The organism is Dyadobacter bucti (assembly GCF_005869225.1).
In the GTDB taxonomy this organism is placed as follows: domain Bacteria; phylum Bacteroidota; class Bacteroidia; order Cytophagales; family Spirosomataceae; genus Dyadobacter; species Dyadobacter bucti.
Window position 1 is genome coordinate 42058 of the sequence record NZ_SWFP01000006.1, and the last position, 26517, is coordinate 68574.

Below are 26517 nucleotides of genomic sequence, written 5' to 3' on the forward strand. Positions count from 1 at the left end.
CCTCATTGACCGGATAGATCTGGCTAAATATATCCGGAGTTCTACAAAAAACTATATGGATATACAGTCTAAGTATTAGAGTAATCCAGTTGTGGTTGATATGCTGGTAGCAATTTAACACATCTCATCCTGAGGACAATACTTTTATGAATCGCTTTTTAGATCTGGAAATTTTAGCAGGGAAGGATGTCGAGCACTTCAAGAGACTTTTCAATGAGGTAATTATAACAACTTTTAGGCAGGTGAACTCAATTGGAGATTTGAAAATTTACGTATTTTCAAAAATTAAAACAAGGCCAATGCTTTTGGAGCCGGAATTGAGAAGACTACTTAGCATTGATTGAAAATGATCTTAAAACATGCCATCTGTTTAACATTACTAATTATTTTCATAATTGTGAAAGGCTTCTCGCATCCAAAAATCATAAATTTAAATTGTGGTCAGTCCGACATACCCGCGAATCTCAGCTTCTGTATTGACACTATTATTACGGATGCGAATTTAGGAAATACACCCGGGCCGAATGTCAATTTAGTGCGGTGAAAATACCTGGCCGACTAATAGAAATATTCTTGTTTTGGTGTTATTGATTTACTGCGAATTGACATCTAGTTCTATTTCATGAGTAATAGACAACCAGCTACCAGCTACCAACTAATAAAGCGCCTGAAACAGCATCGTGAACTCCGGTTCATTTTAAAAGTATTATTATTAGCTACTGATTGTTGCTAGAATTATACTTGCTTTGTGCCGGTTGATTAAAAATAGTGTCATGAAATTGCTAAAAATCGCGATTGTATTGGTGCTGTCATCTCTCTGTTTCAGTGTATTAAACAAATACAGAAAGCTGACATTGCCCAAATCATATACAGAAGTGGATAGCCTGGATATCATGCTTGCCGATGCCAAAATGAAACTTCCGGCTAATTCGACAATCGGGTTCAGGACAAATGCCCCGGTTGGCAGGCAAGACGTACTGTACTTCAAATCGGCGCTGGTCTTGGCGCCAATAGTTGTTGGGCGCGGAGAAAATGATACGATGCTCCTGATTCAAGACCATCAATTTCCGGCGCTACCCCTGGATCAATATGAATGTATCCACAATGGAGGAGGCAAGTATTTGAATTATAGCCTGGTACGTATTAAAGAATGACATGTTGAATTTCGCTTTGGTCGCCGCCATTTTGACTTTGTTTTTCGGGGCAGGCTTTTATTTGAATAAGAAACATCCGTTGGCGGGTTGTTTGAATTATCCAATTGCTTTTGCTGTAACTGTTGCCCTGATAGGGTACTTATATTATCTCAGCTTGCTCTTTGTGGTTAGCTATGATTTTTTGTTGATCTGCATCATTTTAATCCCAGCCTCATTTCTTATTCCCTCTTTGCTGCGTGAAAAAGGTTTGGCTTTTTCACTCCCAAAGTGCCGGGGTGCGGGCAACATGTTGATTTTGGCTATCGGTATTTTGATCCTTACGCTTCGTTTCAACAAGCAGCTGCATAGGTGGGGCGATTGGGATGCCTGGGCAATTTGGACTCTTCATGCCAAATTTCTTTTCTATCCGGAATATTGGAGTAATATGTTTACGAATAAACTATCCGGAAGTCATCCTGACTATCCGCTGATGTTGCCGTCCCTTATCGCTTTTATGTGGAGAGGAGTTGGTTTTGTAACTCCGATCGTGCCAATGATAGTTGCAAGCTTAGTCTGTGTTGCAGTCCCAGTGACGCTATTCCTGGCATTGAATAGATTTGACCGTCGTTTTTCAGCTATATTTTCGGTGTTCGTCCTTGCATTGGATGCCAAGTTTATCAATATCGCTGGTTCGCAATATGCCGACACACTGGTCGCATTTTTCATTCTTGTAACTTTTGTTCTTTACAGAGAAGTCAAAAATGGAAGTGGTCCGACAGTCGTGTTTTTACTTGGCTTCATTGCAGGAAGCACCACCTGGGTGAAGAATGAAGGGCTTTTATTTTTTCTTGTTTTTTCGTGTGCATTCATTTTCTTTCATTACCGGAGGCCGGAAACAGCCATTCGTTATCTTGCCGGAGGTCTGGCCCCAGTGTTGATTTTAATGCATTTTAAAGTTGCATTTGCTCCTGAAAATGATCTGATTAACTCAGGAAGAGGCTCGGACATATTGTCGATGATCGTAAACCCGGCCCGTTATATGCTGATTGCAAAACACGTTTTTGTGACATCCATTAATTATTACTGGATCCTGCTTGTTTTGCTTGCTGGGCTGGTAATACAAAGAACTTCATTTCTGACGACTTTGCCATTTATAGTCTTTGCCCTGATGCTTTCAGGTTATTTTGTCATCTATCTTACCACGCCGAACGATCTGGATTGGCACCTGGGCGCATCGCTCGACCGGCTGCTGCATCATATATACCCTGCCTGCCTGTACCTTGCTTTACTTCGGCTGAGTTCAAATTCAGGGGGAAGGCTTAATATGCCGGATTACCAAGTCTGAATTACTACCGCTGGGATGATTAACATATCACAGGTAATCGTCGGTAATCAATTAAACCACATATTTATGCGATAAGCGCGTTTCCATATTCCATTAACTTTGTAGTATGATTTTCAGAGCGCTTCTCGTCGTGATCGCCCTGCTGGTAAGTAGCTATGGCCGCGGGCAAAACTATATTTATAACCGATTATCCATGGGTGAGGGCCTGCTTTCCAACCATGTACTTTGTGTATGGCAGGATCAAACAGGTTATTTATGGATCGGTACGCAAAGTGGCTTGCAGCGTTTTGACGGAATCACTATGCGGACCATGCTGGAAGAACGGGTCGATCAGATGCTGGCAGACCGGGCCGGCAGGGTTTGGATCAGGTCGGGAAGTCGGCTCGGTATCCTGAATGTCGACAACTTTTCAGTGCGTTATGTTTCTTATGAGGGCAGCAAAGAAGTGTACGGCCCGTTCAAGGTCTGGCTAAGGAAGGACGATGCGGGTAGGATTTTCCTGGTTCATGTGGGGCAAAACTGCCAATATTATGATGCTGCGAAAGGTGGTTTTTCACGAAGCTACAATCCCTTTTCTCTACCTGATTCCCTTCGCGTAACAGACGTCGTGCCCGACCCGCGCATGGGCAGGTACTGGGTTTTATCACGAAATGATTTTGGCTATTGGGATAAAAAAACAAGATCCTACCATTCCCGTTCACGGAGTAAGCCATCGGACCCAATGCTCAGCAACCAACAGCTGCCGCCCGTGATCGCCAGGCTGTATATTGACCGGAAAAGCCGGTACTGGATGGTCGCCACCGAACCATCAAGATCCCGGTTTTTCTGCTTTGATGCGAACAAGGGTACATTCAGCAACGATACCCTGGGAATGAACAACCGGGACGACGGCTTTTTTGAAGTGTATGGTTTTGGCAGCTACGAGGATTCGATTACGGTTGCTTACGGACTCAACTACTTCCGGGGGCACCACGGCAAATCATTTGCGGATCTCAGGTCACCGATCAATAATCCATACGGTATTCATTTCAATTCCATTGCCGGGATTTTTCAGGACAGGGAGGGCATTTTATGGGTGGCAACGGACAATGGCTTGTATTCTACGGCCGGGAACAGAAACAAGTATACACATATCCTCCTGAGCCAGGAAAAACACCGTGCTTCGATCAGCAGTTTGTTGGCAGACCAACAAAACAGGCTTTGGATCGGAACGTGGGGAAGGGGCGCCTTTTTGTTAAGCAATGAATTGGACAGCGCGCAGGTGGCCCCGGTCGGGGCATTTAATCGGTTGGGGGCTGCAATGCAGCGAATGTTATCACTTTGTGAGGATAACGAGGGCAATGTTTGGGCAGGTTGTGACCAGGGGCGGATCGCCCGATATAACTCACACAGCAAAAAGGCCGATCTCTATGTTCCGAAAGTATTTGAAAACAGCGGCGTCAGGCAAATCGTCAAAGACCAAACAGGGAAATTGTGGATAGCACTGCAAAATGGAAGTGTGTGGTTGTATGACCCTTCCAAGCCTTTTTCGGACAACGCACTTCGGAAGTCGTTCTCCCTGGGCGGGCCGGTGAGCCGGATGGTATTTTTACCAGGCAACCGGCTATGGGTGGCAGTGAGCGGGAAAGGTATATTCATTATCGACGCGCAAAGAACCAAGCTCCTGCAGACGATAGATATCCGGAAGACCGGGTCGAGCCATATTGCAGGTCTTCGTGATATACTGCCGGTTAATGATTCACTGGTATTCATTGCAGGAGAGCGCCTGGGCACGGTTAACCCGAAGACATACAAGGTGAGTTTTGATTACGCGCACACCGGACGGTTATCCGGGACCTTATTCGCCCTTCAGAAGGACCGGAATGGGAATATCTGGGTCGGTGGGGCTACGGGTATTTACAAACTGAACCCGAAGACAAAGGTATTGACGAAATATTCCCAACAAGACGGGCTGGTCACCATTCATAATAACAGCTACGTTCCGGAACGTAGTGTTGCGCTCACCAATGGAAGACTGGCATTCGGAGGAAACCAGCACCTGGTCATTTTTGAACCCGACGAGTACAAAACATCCTTGCGCCCACCCAATGTAACGATCACCGGTTTTCAGTTGAATAACCAATATCTTTCTGTCGATTCGCTGCTGCGGCCCGGAACCATCGTATTGCCTTATACGCACAACAGTTTCAGGATAGATTTTGCAGCGATCAGCTTTGCTCACAGAGAACGGATCACCTATGAGTATAAGATGGAAGGGCTTGATCAGGATTGGATCCTGCTGACAAGGGGAGGGCAGGTGAACTATAATTTTTTGCCACACGGGCGCTACCGTTTTATGGTGAAGGCCAAAAACGAGGAGGGGGACTATTCCTCCACCGTAACCAATATTGACTTACGCATCAAGCCGCCATTCTGGAAGACAATCTGGTTTTACATGCTGGTTGCCGTGGTTACGGGCTGCGTGCTCTATTATCTGCACCGACTGAGGCTTCAGAAACTGCTGCACATTGAAAAGGTACGAAACCGGCTGGCCCGTGACCTCCACGATGATATGGGCTCGACCCTGAGTACGATCAACATTCTCAGCAGTATTGCACTGCAGCAGAAATCCCTTGATGAAGTGAAAAGTAAGCAATACCTGACTACGATCAGCCAGAGCACCCATCAGATGATGGAGGCGATGGATGATATTGTGTGGAGCATCAATCCAGTAAACGATAGCATCGGGAAAATTGTGGCGCGGATGAAGGAAACAGCCGGATCCGTTCTGGAACCCAAACAAATCGATTACCGCTTTGAAACAGACCCATCGGCACTGGAACTGCATCTTTCGATGGAATCCAGGCGGGAGATTTTTCTGATCTTTAAAGAGGCGCTGAATAACATTGTGAAATATGCCGGCAGCAGTTTGGTGGTAGTGGAGTTGGCAAAAAAGGGTTCAGAGCTGATGCTGGCGATCGTAGATGATGGAGTGGGGTTCACGATGCCTCAGCCGGGAAGTTCGGTAAGAGGGAACGGCTTGAAAAACATGCAGATCCGTGCAGGGAATATAAACGGGAAATTGTCGGTCGTTTCTGAACCTGGCAAGGGGACAACCGTTAAATTATTGATGCCCATCGCATGAATATGCGTTGTTTCCCAGTCTGGTAGCTATGATCTTTGCATTGTCAATCGCTGTTAGAAGCGAAGTCGAAACATCAGGAACTTATGATACGAGTAATACTTTACGATGATGTAGAGCAATTCCGGGAAACGATGGGACTGCTGCTGGACGGCACTGATGAGTTCAGTATTGTCGGGCAGTTTGGGAATTGTGAATCTGCGTCAGCAGACGTAGCCCTGTTGAAACCTGACGTGGTATTAATGGACATTGATATGCCGGGGGCCAGTGGAATAGACGGTGTAAGGATGATCCGGAAAAAGAACCAGGCGGTTAAGATTATCATGCTGACCGTGTTTGATGATAACCGGAATATCTATGATGCGATCCGGCTCGGCGCGAATGGCTATGTTCTGAAAAAGAGCGCTCCTTCGGCCATTATCAGTGCGATCAGAGATGTTTATGAAGGTGGGGCACCAATGAACTCATCCATAGCCACACAGGTACTTCAGATGTTTGCCGGAATGTCTCCCGGTGATGAAAACTACGGCCTTACCGAAAAAGAGAAAGCCGTACTCAAATCCCTCGTGGATGGTAACAGCTACAAGATGGTTGCAGCTGCATTGAACATATCCATTGACACAGTCCGGACTCATATCCGTAACATTTATGAAAAACTTCAGGTTAATTCCAAGAGTGAGGCTGTGGCCAAAGCCTTGAAAAACCGGATAGTTTGACCGGGCAATGTGGCACTCGTATAGTGTTGCGCGTTTGTATTTTCTGCTATGGGTGCCCGGCGGGAAAGGTGGCATGTTCACCGGGTAACCAATGTGCGCACCGTTGATCTGAATGAAGTCTTGTTCCCTATGTCTTTTGAGGCGGTTTTCCGTCAGGGAATTGCCATGTCCGAAAAGTTATATCCATTCACAAAAGTTAGTATTACATAAACAACAGCCATGAAATCTTCAATCATTTTCGTCACTTTTATTTTGTTGCTTTTTGCTTTTTTCTCCTGTAAAAAAGACCTGATCGAGTTACCGGATGTCAATATACCTGATCCTTCTGACACCACCGTCCAGAGAAATTTTAAGCTGGTTTTTGTTAATCTGAGCGAGCATTGGGATAGTTCGGAAAGCCTTACTGCTTCTGTAACGGTTGAAAATCCGAAGGAGCCCCAAAAACCAATCCACCTGACAAGCCCTGTGATCTTCGAAAACCTCTGCGGCACGCCCTTGATGAAGCTGCCCAAAGGTTCCTATAAGATCAAGAGATTGGTGATCAATGACGCTTCCGGGACGACACGATTTGCCACGCCGGTAACGGGTTCATCCAAGGCCGCCCAATGCGGTACGCCGCTCAGTGTTTCACTGACCCTGGAAGCAAAAACAGACAAAGAAGTCAGGCTGGAAGTCGTTTCTGTGGGAAATAGTGATACCCCGCTGAGCTTTGGGTATCCCGCCGGAAGCTTTGGGAAAGGCTCCGGCAATCCCCAGCCACCCATGGACAAACGCGTATTTATCCGGCCGTTGATCAAAGTCGGCGATGTAGTATATGACAGCATTCCGGCACAATTGATCGTAAAAAGCTGGGATGCAAAGGAAGAGATGGATTATAAGATCCATTATCTCGCAGCAGGTACCCAGGCGATTTATTTATCCGCCAAAGCGGTGAGGTTCCAACTTTCCGTGTCGAAATGGGGAACCTACTCTCAGCTCGCTTTGTCACAAACAGACGTTCAGGAAAATGCAGTGTACGATATCGGTGGATACGTGGCCGCCAAGAAATTGAAATCTGTTATCGAGGCAAAGATTACCGGGGGAATAGCCAAGCCTCAGACAAAAACAGATTATGAATACCAACCTAACGGAGAAATCAGCCAGAGACTGGTTTGGGGAAAACGGACGGACCAATCGACCTATCTCATGCAAAAGGACATCTTCGGCTACACAAATGGTAACATAACTTCTATCCGGACTTATGACGAAAGTAACACTCCTCTGAAAACTTTAACAGCCCGCTACAATGCGGCAGGACGTGTTGTATCTTTCGAAGAAAACAAGAATTTGAGCAAGATCACCGTTGAGGCCAGCTATCTGCCACTGGACACGCGATCAGGGATCACCCAGGACTACCGCATCGATGCGCAATTTCAGTATGAAAACGGGAGGTTCACGGATTATTACTCCAAAACCATGCGCGGGGGAAGTGTGCTTCACGACATTTATGTGAGCAATAGCGGAAGCAGTGAAGAGGGTACTTATGATTACGATTTTTGTATCAATCCCTATGCGCATCTTAAAATTCCTGAACTGCTCTTTACCCAGTATACAAAACATAACATGGTTTTCCCACGGAAAACCTGGAAGGGCGCCCGCCCTTTGCATGAACCATACAATTTCAAATACACCTATGATGGCGACGGCTACCCGAAAGAGCTCCTGACCAAATATCGGTCTGTTGCAAGCAAAGAGGATACGTATGCCATACGCACCGTCTTTTCCTATTTCTGACAAAAACCTCCGTTAAATAATCCTTTTTCTATTAGAGCCATGAAAAATTCATTCAAAAGAATCTCCTGTTTCCTCCTGATCGCAGTCGTTATGTATCTTCCGCTTGCCTGTGAACGGGGGGATGTGGGAGGGCCCGATGAGCCGATTACAATTGCTCCGCTGGTACGTCCCACCGGAGCGTCCAACGGCACAGCGGTTACGAAAACCATCGGCCCGGCAGGCGGTTCGCTGCAGTCGCAGGACGGAAAGATCAGCATCGAAGTTCCGCAGGGGGCGCTTACATCAAACACTACCGTGGGTATCGAGCCGGTTTCGAATACCAATATTGCAGGCATAGGGGCGGCATTCCGGCTCACGCCGCACGGGCAGGTATTCTCCAAGCCAGTGACGATCACCTATTCCTGGGCCAGCTATGCTGACAGCGTCGGCTTGCTGCAAACATTGGGGCTGGCTTACCAGATGGCCGATGGTGTGTGGAAGTTTGTGGGTGCAGACAGCTTCAGCAGTCAGTCCAAAACTGTTAGTTTTAAAACCACCCATTTCAGCGACTGGTCGCTCATGAACAGGATCTCACTTTCTCCCTACAAAGCGGAACTGGAGACCGGACAGAAGCAAACCATCAAAGCAATGATCTTTACCGAGGCCGATTGGGATAACCTGTTTGTTCCGTTGGTAAATAACCCCGGAGGTCCGTACAATGAGCCTGGTTATCCGGTAGGGACGCCTGCGCCCTTGCCGTCACGGTTTATCAAGTCATGGGAGCTGACCGGCCCGGGCGATCTCACCAGAGCCACCCAGCAGACTGTAGCGTACACAGCGCCGACGTCGGTAAACGGAACAGCTAGTGCTACGGTGACCATGGAGCTTAATTCTCCTGTTGCAGGTACTTTTCTACTGGTATCCAACATTTCAATCATGGGAGATGGATGGATCGAACTAAGTATTAACGGGAGCGCGCCGGTCCGTTTTCCAGCATCACCTGTTGTGAAAATGGGTTCCAGGTATATCCTTGCCAACCCCGAAGATGAAGGCGGGGGACATTTTCTTCTTACCTGGAAGGGTGAACTGGGAAGTCATCCGTATGACCTGGCCGCGGACGGAACTCATTTCCATTTTTTACCGCCCGGGACCGGTTATAACAGCATGTACATACCGGGCCCTGATATGCCGTTGAGGCCAAGCGAAGGAACCGTAAATGTTACGAAGTTGAGCAAGGGTATTGCGGAGGGCAGTTTTACCGTAACAAATGTGGGGGTGGGTACCCAGTTCAGGCCGGAGGCTACTGCAAGCGGGCGATTTAAAGCGAAATTGTTTGTCCGGTAGAGCAATAAACAGAGCATCTGTCACCGGTGCCGATACAGGTTTTTCAGACTGAAAGTCAGATAATTCTAATTTATAAGCACTAGTTCATTCAATTAACGTACTGTCCGTTGACGCAAATAGCATGGATTAACAAAGCAGTCAGATATATCTTGTCGTTGTCAGGCTAAAAAGCCTGGCCGGATCCCAAGGACGTCACTGACCGGTACTGACCTTTACTTCCCTGAACATGAAAGGATTGTCGCTGAGCCTCACCGCTTCCCCGCTGGCAGTCGTCACGTTCCTGAGAATAACCTCTTTGGTTTTGACATACGGGAATTTTTCCTGGTAAGTATTGTCAGTCATTTCCGGATTGAAATTGGTGAAAATGGCGGGCCCCTGGTAATTTTCCGGATGCCCGGAATCATCGATACGGAGATTCTCAATGGTGATTTTTTCGGGCATATAGCAGGTATAACCGAAATCATGCTGGCCTGAATAGGATCCGCTGACCAGGGAGGCAGTGATTGGTTTGCCGTCCGCCGGTACGAAAACACAGTTGCGGATCACCAGCTCCCCCTGCCAGGTACTGCCGTAGTCGGAGCGCAGGTTGACGATGCTCCGGCCGCGGATGGTGGAATTTTCGACCAGCAACATTCCGCTGCCGATGGCATTGATCCCCATGTGCCCGAGGGTCGAATTGCGGATGGTGGCGTTGGCGACGCCCTGATGTGCGTCAAAACGGGAGAGGGTACAATGATCGTAAAGCATATTTTTGCAGAAATTAGAGCCCAGAATACCCCAGTATTTGCTGTCATTAATGTCGTTGGTTTGGGTACAGTTCACGAACGATACATTCAGCGACCGGCTTGCGGAAAGGTCGTAAGTGCCCATAGAAACCGGCTTGCCCGCCGCGCCGATGGTGCTATATGTTTTGTGCCCGGTCAGAATGGTGTTTTTTACGGTGACATAAGCACAGTCACCGATGTAGATAAATCCCCCGTAAGGCGCACCGTGGTCGCCTTCGCCCATAATGCGGTGTTCGAGACCTTCGACAAGTACATTGGATCTTTTGATCGCGATGTTCCGGCTGTAATAATTGTATTTCGACTCAGCCTTGTTGGCAATTGTGGTGAAACGCCCGCCGGTTATTTTCAACGGTTTTTCGTCGATGGGAAGTGCGGTAATCTGGGTAATCTGGTCAAAATCCCAGATAATAGGAGCGTTCTTATCCACATTTCCGTTTTTATCAACGATAAATATATCCGTTTGCGCAGAGCCATTGTTTTGATTGAGGCCAAATCGGATGTAATGTTTTACATTGGAATTGGTAACCGTAACCAGGCACGGACCCGGCAAAGTCGCGTCGATTTTTTCCTGATTTCTTTTAAGTGAAGTAATCTTTTCCAGCTTGAACGATTGCAGCCCCGAACTGATCGTAAAAACGGAGGCATTTCGATTCTGCACTTCGGTATCGTCAATGATGAATGCCGCCTTACCGAAATCGGTGTCGGTCTGGATAATAGCCGTGCGTTCTTTCCCTCCGATGTAATAGGTGTCGCCATCGTCGGCTTTTACCAGAAGTCCGTGCAAATTGGCAAATGCGTGGGTCGCTGCGATAGCATTTATATCGTCGGTTTTGCCATCGCCTTCCGCGCCAAAATCACTATAATGTACCCATCCCGCAGCTTTATATTTACGCACATCCTTTGGAGATACATTGACTTGCAATTCGCCATTTTCACCTGCGGAAACTTGGGTTTTTCCCTTTTGCGAGGTGACTACGATATTTTCAAGAGGGCCTTTATTCTGGGCCTGTGTTGCAAATGTGAAAAATAGGAGGGATACCAGGAGTGTGTATTTCATCATAAGGATTAGGTTGGTGATCATTACTTTCAAAAAAGCAAGATTGTCTGTTCACTACTCTGTAGCGAGGTTATTTAAAACGTGGCACTGCAAGTCCGCGACTCCAAAGTAAATAAGGGAAACCGGCCGCCAAAAAGAAACCGTAAAACTCGATAAGGATGAGTTGAGGGTTTGGGGAGACTAGAGCTTACGGTGGGGTTGCTTTTTGGGAGGTAGGCAATATACTTGCAGCATAAATGTTACCCCGGCCATAAACTGATTTTTGTTCCGATAATTTGACTACTTTATTGTAATTCAGTTGTGTAAACAATTCTTTCAACCGAATAAAATCAATCGGGTAGGGTACCCATTGGTTCGCGCTTAATGAGTCGTACTCTACGATCAGAAATCTTTTGTCGGTGGACAAATATTTTTCAAGCCGGCTGACCAATGCTTTTTTGTCTTTTACGTAATGCAGTGAGTTGGCCAGCAGGATCCCATCAAGATTTAACAGGCCAAGATCGGTTCGTTCAAAATCTGCGTGCAGGAAATCAACGGATACGCTGTTCCCCATTGTCTTTTCCAGATGCTGTATGCTTTGGTCTACCGCCAGAATTTGGCTTTCGTAAGGCAATATATCTGCCAGTGCTCTTGTAAATGTGCCGCTTCCACAGCCCAGATCGACCCATTTCTGGGGTTTACCGGCCCCGTAAACTCCTTTGCTGATCAGCGCGACGGCTTCTTTGATTGTCATAAGTAATCAGTTCTGTTTCAGCTGATTTCCATCCCAGACCCCCTCATACCCCGGGTTCCCCTTAATCTCCATCCGAAGCTCCTTCTTACCTGTATCGTAGTTCCACTTCATGCTTTCTTCATCTTCCCAGAATTCATCTTCGTAACGAAAAGGCAATTGCCCGCTTTCGAATATTAATTGTAGGGAATTACCGGCTTTTTGAAAAACTACGATGTGGATAAGATCGGGGTAACCATTGTCTGCATACATATCATAGCCTGTCGATTGGCCGGCCAGGCAGAGTAACTGACCATGATCCAGCAACGGCCGTTTGAACGGAATAAAATCGTGAGGCCGAAAATCAGTATAGTATCGCTTCCCGTTGATATTCAATGCGTAGCAGATATCGAAACTAAAAAGTGAATCTTTCGGGCTCAAATAGGCCTGATTGTAAAAAATAGTATCGATCCGCACAACCGTGGCCGCCGACAACTTGCCAGAAATATTACCCGTATCACCCAGATTTTTGGATTTAAAAAGCAAAACCCCGGTTTCAGGAGGAAACATAAAAGCGAATGTTCCCTGATCCGCACCCATTTCCAGCTGAGGCGAAATTACTTCCTTTACATCCTGCAAACCTTGCGAATCCAGGCTCTTTTTAGAATAAACCCCTTTAACAAAATTGAAATTATGCTTCGATACAATTGAAACCTGAGCCGACGCAGCGGCGGCGGAAAAGAGTAGCAGGAGAAAGGTTATTTTGTTCATTTTATCACCCCCACAGCCTTATCAACCTCCGCACTAAAATTCTTCAAAACCTCCGTCACCCGCAAAATTCCGGCTTCGGCTTCCGTCCAGTTTTTCTGCTCGATTGCCTCTCGGATCATGGGCAGCGTTTTGACTCCATAACCTGTATAAAATCCTGGTGCGTAGATCTGGTGTTTGTACCAGGGTCTTCCGGGCAGGCCTTCTGGGTTGATAAGGTAACGTTCTGTTTTGTAGAGGATCTGGTTTAGCTGCGCGAGCTTTTCGGCTGGGATATTTTCGGATTTGCCAATCAACTTTGCATAGGCATCCGCGCTTTCCTGCAACTTCGTCAGCGCATTGTCCAGCGGGGCGAAGTTCAGGTAGGGCGCCACGGGCATTGGGATAATGTTCATTTTTGGCTCTTTCGGGTCGGCTACGGCCTCAAAGCGGCCCTCTGCCAGGAGCTTGTTATGCTCTTCGGCGGCTGAGCGGGCTGTTTCCAATTGCTTTTTCACATCCGTCGCATACATCTGCACGGTATTGGAAAAATTGCTGAAATCGAACGGCAGTACTTCTGCGTTCGCAAAACGCAACACCGAGCGGCCGACGGTTTTCGCCAGCGTTACACCATAGGCAAAATCTCCGTCCTTAAACCGAATGTAATCGTCATAAGAATCAAAAATAGAATGGTAGTCGCCCCCGCTGTCTTCACCGCCGTAGCCAAGGTTCAGAGACGCGATGCCTAAATGCTGGATAAACGGCGTATAGTCTGAACCGGAACCCAGCGCACCGATCCGGAGATCTGGCCGGCTGCGGGCTTCTTGCCTGGCAGCAGGGTTGCCGCTGACGATGGTGCGCGAACGCAGCCGCTCGATCACGCTGGTACCTTTTTCCGGGTCGATCACATCCCGGCCGACCTGATTGATGAATTTTTCCAAAGTATGCGATCCGCCCGCGCCCAGGTAGCCGCGCCCGTTACCGTCGGTATTGACGTACACCACGGTTTTCTCTGAAAGCATCGTTTTGTATTTTTCCACCCATTCCGTAGAACCCAGCAAGCCCGGTTCCTCGCCATCCCACCAGCAGTATACGATCGTTCTTTTGGGTTTCCAGCCTGTTTTGACCAGCTCGCCCAGTGCCCGCGCCTCTTCCAGTTCGGCCACCGCCCCGCTCACCGGGTCAGCCGCCCCAAATACCCAGGCATCGTGGTGATTGCCCCGAACTACCCACTGGTCCGGGAATTCGCTCCCTTTCAAAGTCGCGATCACGTTGTAGCAGGGAACAATATCAAAATTGAATTCCAATTTCAAATGTACTTTCGCAGGGCCGGGGCCGATGTGATAGGTAATCGGCAAGGCACCACGCCAGGCAGCAGGCGCAACTTGTCCGCCCAATGCTTTCAGGAGTGGCAATGCATCCGAATAGGAGATCGGCAAAACCGGGATTTTCATCATTGCAGGGGCTTCCTCCACCGACAGACGTTTGTTTTCGGCACTGGCTACAAATCCATTTGTGAGCGGGTCGCCGGGAGCCTGGGGCAAATCCACCACCGAGCCACGCTGCGCACCCGTTTCGTTTTTATACGGACCTTTGGGATATACATCTCCCTGGAAATAACCGTCTTCCTTTGGATCGGAATAAATAATACAGCCGATCGCGCCGTTTTCATAGGCAACTTTGGGTTTGATACCCCGCCACGAATTCCCGTATTTGGCGATCACAATTTTCCCTTTTACATCGATCCCCAGCTTTTTCAGCTCCTCATAATCTTCCGGAATTCCATAATTTACAAACACCAGTTCCGCAGTAACATCACCATTGGCCGAGTAGGCATGATAGGGCGGGAGCACATCTTTGGTCTGCGCAGAAGTGGCATCTTCCTTAAACGGCTTCTCCGTCAGCGACGCCTTGAATTTCACTGGTTCTGTCATTTCCACGATCCTTACTTTCGGGGTCGGGAAAAGCACATGTACCGTATCGATTTTTGTTTCAAAACCCCAGGAAACAAGCTTTTCTTTGATAAAGAGCGCGTTTTTCAACCCATAAGGTGACCCCAACTGGTGTGGATATGCCGTCATAAGCTTCATCCAGTCGCGGAGATTGTTGGCTTGTAATTGTTTGTCGAATGTGGTTTCGAGATCAATTTCTTTTCTGGCAGCTTCGGCGCCAAAGCCCATCAGCTGCTGCGCCAGGAGCTGGCCGGTTGATACAATACAAATCAAGAGAACGGAGGCTGCTTTTTTGAAAATCGGCTGCATTGGCAATGGAGTGAGGTTTTGTTAGGTAAAGGATCTGACTAATATAGTGATTGGCCTTGATTAAAGCGGTTTTACAGCCAATATTATAGCAAAATTTGTAACGTTTTAATTCAAAGCGTATACATTAGTAAAAACTTTATCCCCCTCATTTTTAATGGAAAATTCTGAAAGCGTTTTATCAGCAGACTCTGGTCTTGAAACCCAGGAAATCATCAGCCTGAACAAATTTGTAATCCTATCTATTCTTTCTTTTTGCCTCTATCCATTTTGGTGGACTTACAAAGCGTGGCGGTTCTTTCGCGATGAGCATAATCTGGAAGTCATGCCTGCTGCACGCACATTGTTCAGCATTATCTTTTTATACAGCCTTTTTAACAAGATACTTTTATTTGCGAAAAACAACGGATACACGAAATCATATCCTTCTAGTTTGCTGCATGCTGTTGCTGTGATTATCGGATTACTGGGCTATCTTCCTGTTCCCTATTTTTTAATTTCTATCTTGGGTTTTACCGCTTTTATTCCGCCGTTCCTGGCCCTCAACTTTGCTAAAATTAATGATCCGGGAGTTACTACAATCGAAAGAACTTCTTTTAATACCAGACAGATTGTCGTTATGATACTGGGTGGCCTGCTGTGGGTGCTTAATTTGTGGGCTATTTTGGCCATATCTTTTTTAGGTTGATACACATGGCAATTTGCGTGAGAAAAGACATTTGACTCCTAAATGTCGTAGAAATGCCGTCATTAAAAACGCATTTATCTTGATAGTTTTGTCTAAAATAACTTCTTTATGAGCAAACTAACCATTGGCGAACAAATCCGTACGCTACGAAAAAGCAAAGGGCTTTCACAGGAATTACTGGCCGAAAATGCGGGGATTAATTTACGGACATTGCAACGCATTGAAAGCGGGAGCGTCGTGCCTCGGGGCGAAACGCTCCGGCTCCTGGCGCAGGCGCTGGATATTCCGGTTGAAGAACTCGCTGCCTCCGAAGAGCTCTTTGCTTCTGTGGGCGAGCCGTCGGGTTTGATGCGCGAAGATCAGGGTTTTCTCCGGCTGATGAACTTGTCGGCCTTGTCTTTCTGGTTTATCCCTTTCGGAAACATCATCGCGCCGCTGGTGCTCTGGATTTTTAAAAGGAACGAAATCGCCGGGGTAATGGACCTGGGCAAACGTATTTTAAATTTCCAGATCACCTGGTCGATCATTTTTTACGGTTTTATTTGTTTTGGCGGGATGTCAGGGATTTTCTTCAAGAGTCCTTTTATGATGCTCACAGTCATAGCCTTGCTCTATTTTGGCAATACCGTTTTCATTTTTATCAATACCCAAAAAATAATCCGTGGCGATGAAGACGTCTATCCACTCGGTTTTAAGATTATTCAGTGACAAAGGCAGCCTCACATTTGCAGCTATTTGGCCTTGTATCTAAATCGCCGGGATCGTCCCGCCGAAAGTAGAATATAGCCTCACACTCTTCGGCGGGTTATTGCTAAGAGGCTTTCTGAGGCACAATATTTCTTCTGGTTTATTAAATCGGCTTAGTATGTAAGTTTGTGCTCCATCCTCCGGTTATTGTTCTTTTTGTCTTGACACAAAAAAGAACCAAAAAAGTCAAGGCAAAAAAATGCTTCCGCGCACGAAGCTATGCGCACCCCGCTTTTTTGCCGGCCCAACGCACACATTGTGCATGTTAGTTTTTTTAGCTTTTATTTTCTTTTGTTAGATCGACGATTTGGATAGTGTAATATGCTTTTAGTGAAGGTTTTTTTAAGCACAATGAGCGGGTGGCCTCGGCGAAAAAGCGGGGGTGTGTGAGGCTTTTGAGGCACAATATTCCTTCTGGTTTATTAAATCGGCTTATTATGTGAGTTTGTGCTCCATCCTCCGGTTATTGTTCTTTTTGTCTTGACACAAAAAAGAACCAAAAAAGTCAAGGCAAAAAAATGCTTCCGCGCACGAAGCTATGCGCACCCCGCTTTTTTGCCGGCCCAACGCACACATTGTGCATGTTAGTTTTTTTAGCTTTTATTTTCTTTTGTTAGATCAACGATTTGGATAGTGTAATATGCTTTTAGTGAAGGTGTTTTTAAGCACAGTGCGCGGGTGGCCTCGGCGAAAAAGCGGGGGTGCGTAAGGCATTTGAGCGCATGAAGCTTTTTTTCGCCTTGATCTTTTGGTTCTTTTTGTGCGGTCCGCCGCCGCGGTCAAGACAAAAGAACAACCGCCGGAGGCAGGCGCCTCCATTATCCATAACGCTGAATTCAACCAACCAACCAAAAACTTTAAGAACAAACTTCTTTACAAGAAATATACCGCCTCTTCCGAACCGGCGCGGGTTCGGAAACAATTACCGGATTCAAAGAAATCTCCAGTTTATTTTTAAAAACCTTTACCGTTACCTCCTTCCCACATTCAAATCCCATTTCATGCAGCCACTTCCCGCAAAGCCGGATTTCGGGGAAAACAACCGCCCGGTAATCAGCCCGCCGGATATACTTTTGGTGGATTTTTGCTTGCCTTTGATCGGTAGGCTGGAGATTTTCTTCGTGTGTCATATAGTTGTAGTTTTTACATTGCAATAATAGCACAGAAAGAAATTAAAAAGAAAATATAAATAAGGTCAAATAGCTGTAAATTAAATGCTTATCAAATATAAGTATTACATAAAACGCCTATTTCTTGACATAAAAAAGCAAGTAATTATAGTTTGATGCTATGTTCAAAGGGCAAAAAAATATTTGATTTCGGGTTAAATTTTTTTCAGTTTTGATTGCTGACAGCCGATGGAGAAACGTGTTATGAGATTTCTGTTTTGTTGAACGTTGATATTCGGGAGTTGTTGGTTTCTCCAGCGTCGTTGTTCAAATCGCTAGGTAATCTTAGTATATTCGCAAACCCTTCCGATCATAAATTAAGATTAAAAACACAATTACACATGCACGATCTCACTGAAGAAAAGAACAAAACCGACCTTTGGTTCGACGATTTCGTTTCCTCCATCCGCGTCGACCAGCTAGCATTGGAAACCGGCGTTGCCAGTGAAGAACAAAAACATCTTTACGAAACCCTCATCAATGGTAATATTCAGGATATGATGGACACTGGGATGAAAACCGCCCAGCAGTATTATATTCAAAATATGCTCGTCGATTATATTCACCTGTTGAAGAAATTTGAAGAAGCTCCATTTTTAAAACTTGCGGTAAGCTTTCACAATTCTGAATTGCTCGTCTGGGCCGAAATTGAAGATGATGCCGAAGATGTTGAGGGAGAGTTAATTATGGCAGAAGCGAAGATCAATGCAAAATATCATAAACATGGTTTTGATATGACCACGACCATTGTTGAAAAATCGGATATGCTTCCCGTTCCAAGCCACTATAACTTTTTGTTCGGTAAATAATAAACACACTATTGGCACATATTGAAGACCACCTCCGTCAGGCAACCAGAAATTTAAAATTTCTTGAAAACATCAATCAGCTCGTCACAGATTCACTGGACTGGCAGGTTACCACATGTTTTTACACTGCCCTCCATCTCATCAATGCGCATTTGGCGAATTTTGGGATGCAATACAAAACGCATCACGACGTCGACGACGCAATAAATCCGGAACATCGCCTTTCGCCCTGCAAAATCAGCGAGGATACTTATAAAGCGTATAAAATGCTTTACAACCTCTCCCGACGATCCCGCTATCTGGTGATGGTAACCAATAACCGCGTAGTCGACACCGGAAAGGCCGAACTTACCTATTGCAAACACCAAGCCCGCGCACTACGGCATTTGAATACGGTCCTGGAGTTTTATCATCGGCAGTATAACGCCCAGATTTCTTCGGTTAGGATAAGTGTGGGGAGTTGAGTACTGGAGAGGGGTTACGGTTTTTTAAATTACGATAAAATTTGTTATTCATTAAAAATCAGCATGTTGTCTACACGCGACTCATAGAAAACCATGATATTCAAAAAAATATTATAGTGCATATTATTAACTATCAGTAATAACATGCATATTTGCATAAGTTCTTTGACATATGGTTTGAATGCAATTGCTAAGAGGAGATTCTTTATAGTTCTTCGGAGCAACCCGTACGGGTCAACCTTGGGCAACAGTCATTACCAGTAGCAGTGACTAGTCCAGATTTCCAATTAATTTATTTTATGAGGAAAGGAATAATTAAGGAGTGAATGAGAACATCGCTTACACTCTTAGCAAAGGCGATATTGGCAGTGAGGAAAGGGCAACGTCGTTCCTTTGCTTAATTTATATAAAATGTCAAGAATAAAACAAATTCGAACCATTGACAATCTCATCAGTAGGATTGAGAATGTCTTAATGAACCGGTGTTCTCTTTCGGAGGGGGATAGAAATATCTTCGAGAAAGCGTTAAATGATTTAAGGTTTTTGAAGAAAAAGAAAGGAAAAACTAACGAGGAAATTTTACAAGTTGTAGAGCGAATCATTACAGTTTTTTTAGACTAAAAAACAAAAATATGAACTATGAAAATCACGAAACTTTCGACCCGAACGCTCCTTAATTTCTTTTAATGTTATTTTTATGGACTTAGGTACCGCTATAAAAGATCAAAGAAAAAACAGAGGCCTTACTCAGCAGGAGTTTGCCGCCAGCTGTGATATTACTCAGACCTACTTATCTCAGATTGAAAACAATCAGAAAGAGCCGAATCTTTCAACGCTGAAAGTTATTAGTGAGAAACTAGATCTGCCACTTCCATTCTTATTCTTTCTCTCTTTATCAGAGGACGATGTAAAAACAGAGAAACGCGAGGCATATAAAATGATTAGTCCGTCTGTTAAAGCTTTCGTAGATGAATTCTTTAAAGTTTCAGAGAAATGAGCTAAAAAATTTAGCGGCCAAACTCAAAACATCACCTGAACTTATCACTACTGTTTGTGAAAATATAGATAAGTACTACAGTGAATGGACGGAGAAGAAAATTGATAAGAATAGCGGCCAGGTAAAAACATACGCTGATGGGACACCCAAAACAAGGATAATCACACCTTCGAAAGGTGATTTGAAAGCCATTCAAAACTCAATTAAAAAGAATATTTTGAATGCTATACCCCTACCCATCTATGTCCAGGGTGGCACAACGGGAAAGAGCAACATTAGCAATGCAAAATTACATCAGGGAAAGAAATATAAATTCACGACAGATCTTAAAGACTTCTTTCCTCGCATTACTAACAAGCAGGTAAATAGATTATTTATTTGTTTAGGATATTCGAAGCAAGCAGCACATTACCTTACCAGATTCTGCACCTATAAAGGACATTTACCCCAAGGCATTCCTGTAAGCACCCATATTGCCAACTTAATTTTTCTTCCGACTGATGAGCAGATAATGCAAATAGTTTCAGAGAAAAAAATCACATACTCACGATTTGTGGATGACATTACTCTTTCATCACAGACCGATTTCAGTCACCTTCTTCCTGTAATACTTCATACCATTAAATCTGGCGGCTTTTCTATCAGCAATCGAAAGACAACTTATTCTGGCGATCAAACGATTACTGGAATACGGGTGTTCAACAACTATATCGATGCACCGGAAAAAATTAAAGAAGCTGCTAAACTCGAAGTTGACAAAGAGTTCAAACCTTACACAAATTACCTGAATGCAATCCAGAACACAAATTCTGCTAAACGCCGCGCGGACTGAATCATAGGCCTCAAGTATTAGACTACTACAACCTCAGCTTGCGCATCAATGCGAAATCCATAAGTTCTAAACATTCGGAGATTTAGCTCATTATCAATCTCCTGAAAATATCCTTGCTGCTTGTTGCATGCGAAGGCCTTTTTATGTTTAAAAACTGAGCTATCGTGATATTGCTCGAAGAACTGTATAGTCGACTCCAACTGTTCAATAGCATCCTGTTTCCAGGCTCTATTTTGATCTTTCAATTCAATGAAGTACAAATGCTCGTTGGAGGTCAGCATACAATCGCACCGCCTTCTACCTTCTTCTTCATTTCCCTTGATAACACACGCATCAATGGCGGTAAAAATCAATTCTACTTCATTTTCATTTTTTACAGTAGCAATCCATTTAGATTCATCTTCAATATCTGTGTATGCCTTTGTCCCATCTTGATCATCGCATATACCGAAAAATTTGTCTAGACGACTGGGCTCTTGGCAGACTTTATCAAAAAAATTCATACAGTTAAATCTTCTTCAATTTCTAATAGTGAATCGAACATTTTATTGCCTTCTCTAAGCATTTCATTAAGAAAATTTTTGTCCGACTGAATACCGAAAGGAGCCGGGAGCTTCTTTATCTCACCTGAAATTTCCAACAATTGATATACTACGACAGACTCCGAGCTAACTAGTGCATCTATGGAAAGTACATTTGAAAGTTTCGGTAAAATCTTATCAATTTTCTTCGCTTCTATGATTTTATCTTTGACGTAATTACCTTGTATAGCCAAATTTAGAAACATGATTAAATAAGGACTATGAGTTGTTAGAATCAACTTATTCCCATTATTCATGTTATTAATTTTCAAAAGACTTTCTAACATCTGCCATTGAGACGATGGAAAAAGATTCTGCTCCGGTTCCTCAACAATATTTATGAAAGCTGTTTTATTGAACTTAGAAGATAATATAGAAATTGCTGCCCTTTTTTGCTCGTCAGTAAGGCTTTCATTTGTAAAAATATCTTCTACACCACTTTTGAATCTGGCCAATTCTTCGGTGGTCATTGTTTCTCTGTGTGATACACTTTGCCTTTTTACAGAGTTTCCTAAATAATCTGAAACCAAAAATAGAGGTACAAGTGATTGAAAACCGCTTGACGCTTCCGTTAGTCTAACTCGATAAGCATCACCCCGCAGATTTAATACATCGTTTAACCGGTCGTATTCAAGATTGACATCATTTATGGGGAGCCTAAGCATTCCCCGCATATCGGATTTTGCGTTGTCAAATTCGGTAAGAAATTCCTTCAAAGAATCTGATGATAATTTTAATTCCTTCGGAGTTTTAACATAGGTGATAAAATTCCTTTCCGCGGGTACATACATGATTTGGGGCAAGGGATAGGATATAATTTCCCTCTCTTTAATGCTTAACTGGCCCTGAAAATAGCTTATATCATATGCATCACCCAAATATTCAATCCTTGTATGATTATCTCCTTTGTCTTTTAGATAATTTTCTATTCTGTGGTAAGCTAGGCATTGATTCTTGAATCGATTTTTCCTCTCAAACCATTTTTTATTATAATCTCCCCTGACCAAAGCTTTTTCAATCCAGATAAGAGTTGATATTAGTTTTGCAATAGTACTCTTACCAGAACCTTGATTACCTATAAAAACCGTTACTTTCTTTACGTCTATCCATCCATCGTCTTCCTGAAGACCACCTTGAATTGGACCAAAATTTCTTATTTTTATTCTAGTCATTTTACGCAATTAATACTCATGAGATTTCTAATAACGACGTGTGTATAAAGTATTTAGGAGCGATGATTAGCGTTTACTTGTCCGATTTCTTGCAATTTACGGTTTATGACTATAATGTTATACTTTAAGCAACAACAATTGTTACTATAACTCGCTATATGCTCTATCAAAACATTGACGCTCGTTCAACTTCCCATTTGATTCAGCTCCATATCGATTTTCATTACGAGCTATTGACAGTTTGTCAAATTGCACTATTCCACCAAACACCTTCCCTATCAGAAGAACTTCACCCATCCATCTAATTTTAGTAAACTATTGACAACCAATCTACGTTAAGTGAATTGAAGGCAATTAGATGCATTTAAGAAACTGTAAATATTTCCCTCATTTCATAACTATTTTAATATCACGTAAAATTCCCTGACGAACACACGGGGCATCGAAAACAGAAATTACCATGATACAAATACAAAAACACACAAAACAGGACAAGTCGAAAAGCCAGTCTCAGGAGTTTGCTCCTAACCGTTACTCAGTACTTTACACATTGAAAGGCCAATATCAGCACGTTGGCTGCTCGTCGGAAGAAGAGGCGCAGCATGTGCTGGGCACCCTTATGACCGACGGCAACCGGACACCCATCGGGATATACGATTCCAAAACGGATTCTTTCGAGTGGGAGATCATCGGGCAGTATTTTCATAGCCAGGATTTAATGAGCGACGCGGAAGAAAGGTTGCAGGAGGCGCTTACCGTATCGCGTGCATTGAGACGCCGGGATTCCAGCTGGCAGCCAGGGTTCCTGGGTAGGGCTAGTTTTTTTGCGTAAGCCACTACTTGTGAGAAGGGCGCTGCTGTCCTTCTCACGAAAGTTGCGACTTGCTTTTAGGTCGGCTATTATTTCTTCCGCAGATTTTTCGGGCAGGAATGTATTGTTTGCTACGAAAGCTGAAACATAATTTTAAGCTTATCATTCAACTCGGTCAATTCTAAGTCCGAGATGCTGCCTAACAGTCCTTTTGCTAGTAACCTGTCAAGCGTAGCAATTTTGCTTGTGCGGACCAGTGATAGTTTCCTGAGTCCGTTGCCAGCATTTGGTATAAGTTGAACGTCATTTTGTTCTTGAAAGCCAGTTTGCGATGTGATGAAGCAAACTGTTAGATCAAACTTGGTTTCTGCTAAAATCACAGCGGGCCTCAATTTACTTCCGCTCAAATCTGTAAAAGGAAAGGTTATCAGTACAATATCTCCCTTAGCCATTATAAACCACCTTCAGATCCTCGACAGAGTATAACTCTTCCTCGTTGTTCAGAAATTCAAAAGCAGCACTTTCGGCAGCTAATTTTTGAATTCCCTGGGAAAGTTGATTTTCTTCATAACGTTTTCTGAGAAAGTCGGCAAAATCTGAAATTTCCTCCGCCTTATCCTCAGGAAGCTGTCTGATAGCTTCTATCGTCCGTTCAATGATCGCTTGCTTTGTCATGATTTGATAGTTTGTGTACTCAAATATCACACACTTTCACCTGATATGCAATACCACCAACGCCACAATCGCCGGTAACGCCTGCACGAAAAATATCTTTTTGCTGGCTGTCGCGGCACCGTAAAGTCCGGCCACGACGATGCAGGTAAGGAAGAAAATGGCGATGTGAAAGGCCCAGTGATGGTCGTCAATGAAAAAGGTCCAGATCAATCCTGCTGCGAGGAAACCGTTGTATAAACCCTGGTTTGCGGCCAGCGTTTTGGTGGGGGCGAATAATTCGGGTGCCAGCGAGCCTTTGAAGGTTTCCTTGCCTTTGGTTTCCCAGGCAAACATTTCGATATACATGATATAGAGGTGTTCCAGGGCAACGAGACCTACCAGGATTTTTCCGAGGATTTCCATTTTTTGTTTGATTTAGTTAAGGTGATATGCTGATACTGAAATCAATTATAAATATCTTTTCTATCTCCGATTGCTACGATCATAATGAGCAATTTGCCGTCATTTATTTCGTAGAGAATCCTGTAATTTCCGGCTTTTGCACGAAAAACGTTATCAAATCCTTTTAGTTTTTAATCCCAACCTGGTAGGGATCCTGGGATAGAGAATCGATTTTTGAGAGAATCTGCTTTACTGCCGTTGCAGGCAACTTGGATAGTTCTTTGAGTGCGCGCTTCTCATACCGGACGGTATAAGTCATTTTATTTTGCCATTTTTCCGTAAAAACTCCATAGCTTCTTCTTGCGAAAGATACTCACCGTCTTTACGTTCTTCATAGAGAATGGTGTCGATGAGATCTTCTACGAGCTCGGTTTTTGCGTTGGCATTAATGGTTATGCGTTTCACTTTGCCTTTGGGTGTGTATTCGGTTTTTATACCTGCCAGTTTCATGGAAATAGTGTTTTGTTTAAAACAAAAATAAGGTTTTCGGTAGGATAAAAAAACGAAACAAGTTAGTGTCAACAAAATCGGAGATAAAGGCAAACAAAAAATTGACTTATCTGACATTTACAGCTATCTTCATTACTCATCACTCCTAGCTATTTATGATCAGGCGGTATCTTTTTTGTTTTTTATTTATGATTTCGGGCGGCTCTTTTGCGCAGGATGCCGACAAGGGCCTAAAAACCGATAATCTTATCATTGAAAAAGTCAAGAGTCACGTTTTCAGGCATGTAAGCTATTTTAAATCTGAAACTTTCGGACGGGTACCCTGCAACGGAATGATCGTTTATGACAATGGCGAGGCCATTATTTTTGATACGCCTGTCGACGATTCCACTTCGCTGGCCGTGATCGATTGGGTGGAGAACACGCTGCAATGTAAGGTAAAAGCTGTGATCGCTACGCATTTTCATGAAGATTGCGTGGCCGGGCTTCATTCTTTTCACAAACGCGCAATCCCGTCTTACGCTACAAATAAAACCATTGCGGCCGCCAAAAAAGCGAAGTTCCCGGTTCCGCAAAAGGGTTTTAAGGACCGGATGGAACTGAAAGTCGGCGACCGGAGTGTCATCGCGGAGTTTAACGGAGAGGGACATACGCGTGATAATATCATTGGTTATTTTCCAAGTGAAAAAGCAATGTTCGGCGGATGCCTGATCAAAGAACTCAACGCAGCAAAAGGCAACCTTGCCGATGCAAACGTGGAGGTCTGGTCAGAAACGGTCTCCAAAATCAAAATGAAATATCCCGATACCCAAATCGTAATCCCCGGCCACGGTGATATTGGCAATTCATCTTTGCTGGATTATACGGTGGCTTTGTTTGAAGTTAAAAAGCAGGAGTAATTATCAAAGACAAAAAAATCCCGGCCAGATTTCGATCCAGCCGGGATTTTTGTTTCAAAATTTTATTACTTCACCCCTTTACCTGTCGCGGCCCAAAAAATCCCGCCGTACAGATGATCGAGAAATGACTGATCGGAGTATACGAGACCAATGTGGCCCAGGCCGGTGTAAAATGCCCGTCCGCCGTCGTAATTGTGGTACCAGGCCATCGGATGTTCTGCTCCCATCCCGGTTCCCTGGCTGGTTTTGGGATCGTATGTTTTTTCGTCGAGACTGATCAGGATTTTAAGATCGTCGGCATTGTACGGTTTTTTGTATTCGTACCATTCGTCGGTCCATAGCAAGCGTTTCGGGAAACGTTCCAGGCCGGGGAAATTGTTGTCTTTTACGTCCAGAAATGCAGTTTGCTGCGCCGGGTGCGTTTTAAAATACATACCTACCAACTTCCCGTACCATGCCCAGTCGTATTCAGTATCCGCTGCTGAGTGGATTCCGACCCATCCTTTTCCGCTTTTGATATATTTTTCAAATGCAGCCTGCTGGGCATCGTTCAGGATATCACCGGTGGTGTTCAGGAAAATAACAACCTGATAGTTGGCAAGACTTTTTTCATTAAAAACGTCTGCATTTTCCTGCCAGTCTACGGAAAAATTATGCCTGGATGCCAGGTTTCTTATCCCAGTAACTCCCTCATGGATAGATACATGGTGGAAGCCGGCGGTTTTTGTAAAAAGTAGCGCTTTAAACTGCTGCGCATGTGCGGAAACCGCTCCGGCAACGACAATAAACAAGGTGAATAATTGCTTTAACATAAT

The 26517-nt window shown here is 44.5% G+C and carries 27 protein-coding genes and 1 pseudogene; 14 read left to right on the forward strand and 14 right to left on the reverse strand.

The annotated features are described in order from the left end of the window. The first annotated feature begins 773 nt into the window (after positions 1 to 773). The 6 genes from FBF61_RS19945 (at position 774) to FBF61_RS19970 (ending at position 9411) form a co-directional block, all read left to right on the forward strand. Positions 774 to 1154, forward strand: coding sequence for a hypothetical protein (locus FBF61_RS19945; protein ID WP_138480592.1), 381 nt, complete (start codon positions 774 to 776; stop codon positions 1152 to 1154). A gap of 91 nt (positions 1155 to 1245) precedes the next feature. Continuing rightward, positions 1246 to 2478 carry a hypothetical protein gene (locus FBF61_RS19950; RefSeq protein ID WP_166444572.1) on the forward strand — a complete coding sequence of 411 codons (1233 nt, stop codon included), beginning with the start codon at positions 1246 to 1248 and terminating at the stop codon, positions 2476 to 2478. Positions 2479 to 2584: 106 nt separating this feature from the next. After that, a complete protein-coding gene (locus FBF61_RS19955; RefSeq protein WP_138480596.1) occupies positions 2585 to 5602 on the forward strand; it encodes a ligand-binding sensor domain-containing protein in 3018 nt (1005 codons plus the stop codon). 83 nt (positions 5603 to 5685) lie between these two features. Continuing rightward, positions 5686 to 6315 carry a response regulator transcription factor gene (locus tag FBF61_RS19960; protein ID WP_138480598.1) on the forward strand — a complete coding sequence of 210 codons (630 nt, stop codon included), beginning with the start codon at positions 5686 to 5688 and terminating at the stop codon, positions 6313 to 6315. Between the two features lie 219 nt (positions 6316 to 6534). Then, entirely contained in the window at positions 6535 to 8088 is a 1554-nt protein-coding gene (locus tag FBF61_RS19965; RefSeq protein ID WP_138480600.1) for a hypothetical protein, read from the forward strand. 39 nt (positions 8089 to 8127) lie between these two features. Further along, positions 8128 to 9411 (forward strand): hypothetical protein, encoded by a 1284-nt coding sequence (locus FBF61_RS19970; protein ID WP_138480602.1) that lies wholly within the window; start codon positions 8128 to 8130, stop codon positions 9409 to 9411. Between the two features lie 192 nt (positions 9412 to 9603). Here FBF61_RS19970 and FBF61_RS19975 read toward each other — a convergent pair whose 3' ends face one another. The 4 genes from FBF61_RS19975 to FBF61_RS19990 all read right to left on the reverse strand — a co-directional run bounded on the left by FBF61_RS19975 (position 9604) and on the right by FBF61_RS19990 (position 14970). Then, complete coding sequence (locus FBF61_RS19975; protein WP_138481297.1) at positions 9604 to 11253, reverse strand: hypothetical protein; 1650 nt, start codon at positions 11251 to 11253, stop codon at positions 9604 to 9606. A 187-nt stretch (positions 11254 to 11440) separates the two neighbouring features. Beyond that, positions 11441 to 11986: a class I SAM-dependent methyltransferase gene (locus FBF61_RS19980; protein ID WP_138480604.1), complete on the reverse strand. Its 546-nt coding sequence runs from the start codon at positions 11984 to 11986 to the stop codon at positions 11441 to 11443. Between the two features lie 6 nt (positions 11987 to 11992). Further along, positions 11993 to 12733 (reverse strand): hypothetical protein, encoded by a 741-nt coding sequence (locus FBF61_RS19985; protein ID WP_138480606.1) that lies wholly within the window; start codon positions 12731 to 12733, stop codon positions 11993 to 11995. Beyond that, positions 12730 to 14970 (reverse strand): M28 family metallopeptidase, encoded by a 2241-nt coding sequence (locus FBF61_RS19990; protein ID WP_138480609.1) that lies wholly within the window; start codon positions 14968 to 14970, stop codon positions 12730 to 12732. Before FBF61_RS19990 ends, FBF61_RS19985 begins: the two co-directional genes overlap by 4 nt. A 154-nt stretch (positions 14971 to 15124) precedes the next feature. Between FBF61_RS19990 and FBF61_RS19995 the strand changes: the two genes are divergently transcribed. Both FBF61_RS19995 and FBF61_RS20000 read left to right on the forward strand, forming a co-directional pair. Continuing rightward, positions 15125 to 15655 (forward strand): hypothetical protein, encoded by a 531-nt coding sequence (locus FBF61_RS19995; RefSeq protein WP_138480612.1) that lies wholly within the window; start codon positions 15125 to 15127, stop codon positions 15653 to 15655. A 108-nt stretch (positions 15656 to 15763) separates the two neighbouring features. Further along, positions 15764 to 16363, forward strand: coding sequence for a helix-turn-helix domain-containing protein (locus FBF61_RS20000; protein WP_138480614.1), 600 nt, complete (start codon positions 15764 to 15766; stop codon positions 16361 to 16363). 896 nt (positions 16364 to 17259) lie between these two features. On the opposite strand, the gene FBF61_RS20005 is transcribed toward FBF61_RS20000, so the two are convergent. Continuing rightward, complete coding sequence (locus tag FBF61_RS20005; RefSeq protein WP_138480616.1) at positions 17260 to 17532, reverse strand: SymE family type I addiction module toxin; 273 nt, start codon at positions 17530 to 17532, stop codon at positions 17260 to 17262. 380 nt (positions 17533 to 17912) lie between these two features. Here FBF61_RS20005 and FBF61_RS20010 point away from each other — a divergent pair, with 380 nt between their 5' ends. The 4 genes from FBF61_RS20010 (at position 17913) to FBF61_RS20025 (ending at position 20673) form a co-directional block, all read left to right on the forward strand. Further along, positions 17913 to 18380, forward strand: a complete 468-nt coding sequence (locus tag FBF61_RS20010) for a hypothetical protein (RefSeq protein WP_138480619.1) — start codon at positions 17913 to 17915, stop codon at positions 18378 to 18380. Positions 18381 to 18391: 11 nt separating this feature from the next. Then, entirely contained in the window at positions 18392 to 18844 is a 453-nt protein-coding gene (locus tag FBF61_RS20015; RefSeq protein ID WP_166444573.1) for a HEPN domain-containing protein, read from the forward strand. A gap of 697 nt (positions 18845 to 19541) precedes the next feature. Continuing rightward, positions 19542 to 19841: a helix-turn-helix domain-containing protein gene (locus tag FBF61_RS20020; RefSeq protein ID WP_138480631.1), complete on the forward strand. Its 300-nt coding sequence runs from the start codon at positions 19542 to 19544 to the stop codon at positions 19839 to 19841. Continuing rightward, positions 19813 to 20673 carry a reverse transcriptase family protein gene (locus FBF61_RS20025; protein WP_138480633.1) on the forward strand — a complete coding sequence of 287 codons (861 nt, stop codon included), beginning with the start codon at positions 19813 to 19815 and terminating at the stop codon, positions 20671 to 20673. The genes FBF61_RS20020 and FBF61_RS20025 overlap by 29 nt, the downstream gene beginning before the upstream one ends. A 17-nt stretch (positions 20674 to 20690) precedes the next feature. On the opposite strand, the gene FBF61_RS20030 is transcribed toward FBF61_RS20025, so the two are convergent. Both FBF61_RS20030 and FBF61_RS20035 read right to left on the reverse strand, forming a co-directional pair. Continuing rightward, complete coding sequence (locus tag FBF61_RS20030; protein ID WP_138480639.1) at positions 20691 to 21176, reverse strand: hypothetical protein; 486 nt, start codon at positions 21174 to 21176, stop codon at positions 20691 to 20693. Further along, a complete protein-coding gene (locus FBF61_RS20035) occupies positions 21173 to 22426 on the reverse strand; it encodes an AAA family ATPase (protein ID WP_138480641.1) in 1254 nt (417 codons plus the stop codon). The genes FBF61_RS20030 and FBF61_RS20035 overlap by 4 nt, the downstream gene beginning before the upstream one ends. A gap of 460 nt (positions 22427 to 22886) precedes the next feature. On the opposite strand from FBF61_RS20035, the gene FBF61_RS20040 reads away from it, so the two are divergent. Next, the gene (locus FBF61_RS20040) at positions 22887 to 23258 is read left to right on the forward strand and encodes a hypothetical protein (RefSeq protein ID WP_138480643.1); all 372 of its coding nucleotides are present in this window, start codon (positions 22887 to 22889) and stop codon (positions 23256 to 23258) included. A gap of 110 nt (positions 23259 to 23368) precedes the next feature. On the opposite strand, the gene FBF61_RS20045 is transcribed toward FBF61_RS20040, so the two are convergent. From FBF61_RS20045 to FBF61_RS20065, 6 genes and pseudogenes are all read right to left on the reverse strand, one after another. Next, complete coding sequence (locus tag FBF61_RS20045) at positions 23369 to 23689, reverse strand: type II toxin-antitoxin system PemK/MazF family toxin (RefSeq protein ID WP_138480646.1); 321 nt, start codon at positions 23687 to 23689, stop codon at positions 23369 to 23371. After that, positions 23682 to 23912, reverse strand: coding sequence for a DUF2281 domain-containing protein (locus FBF61_RS20050; RefSeq protein WP_138480648.1), 231 nt, complete (start codon positions 23910 to 23912; stop codon positions 23682 to 23684). The genes FBF61_RS20045 and FBF61_RS20050 overlap by 8 nt, the downstream gene beginning before the upstream one ends. A gap of 36 nt (positions 23913 to 23948) precedes the next feature. Beyond that, positions 23949 to 24314 carry a DUF1304 domain-containing protein gene (locus FBF61_RS20055; RefSeq protein WP_138480650.1) on the reverse strand — a complete coding sequence of 122 codons (366 nt, stop codon included), beginning with the start codon at positions 24312 to 24314 and terminating at the stop codon, positions 23949 to 23951. A gap of 41 nt (positions 24315 to 24355) precedes the next feature. Next, positions 24356 to 24460: pseudogene (locus tag FBF61_RS35630) on the reverse strand (type II toxin-antitoxin system RelE family toxin); the annotation flags it as partial. Between the two features lie 17 nt (positions 24461 to 24477). Beyond that, positions 24478 to 24612 carry a type II toxin-antitoxin system RelE family toxin gene (locus tag FBF61_RS35290; RefSeq protein ID WP_262712824.1) on the reverse strand — a complete coding sequence of 45 codons (135 nt, stop codon included), beginning with the start codon at positions 24610 to 24612 and terminating at the stop codon, positions 24478 to 24480. Next, positions 24609 to 24803, reverse strand: a complete 195-nt coding sequence (locus tag FBF61_RS20065) for a hypothetical protein (RefSeq protein WP_138480652.1) — start codon at positions 24801 to 24803, stop codon at positions 24609 to 24611. Before FBF61_RS20065 ends, FBF61_RS35290 begins: the two co-directional genes overlap by 4 nt. Positions 24804 to 24958: 155 nt before the next feature. Between FBF61_RS20065 and bla the strand changes: the two genes are divergently transcribed. Beyond that, positions 24959 to 25702 (forward strand): subclass B1 metallo-beta-lactamase, encoded by a 744-nt coding sequence (gene bla / locus FBF61_RS20070; RefSeq protein ID WP_138480654.1) that lies wholly within the window; start codon positions 24959 to 24961, stop codon positions 25700 to 25702. Between the two features lie 65 nt (positions 25703 to 25767). Here the strand turns inward: bla and FBF61_RS20075 are convergent, their stop codons facing one another. Further along, entirely contained in the window at positions 25768 to 26514 is a 747-nt protein-coding gene (locus FBF61_RS20075) for a ThuA domain-containing protein (RefSeq protein ID WP_138480656.1), read from the reverse strand. Positions 26515 to 26517: the final 3 nt, after the last annotated feature.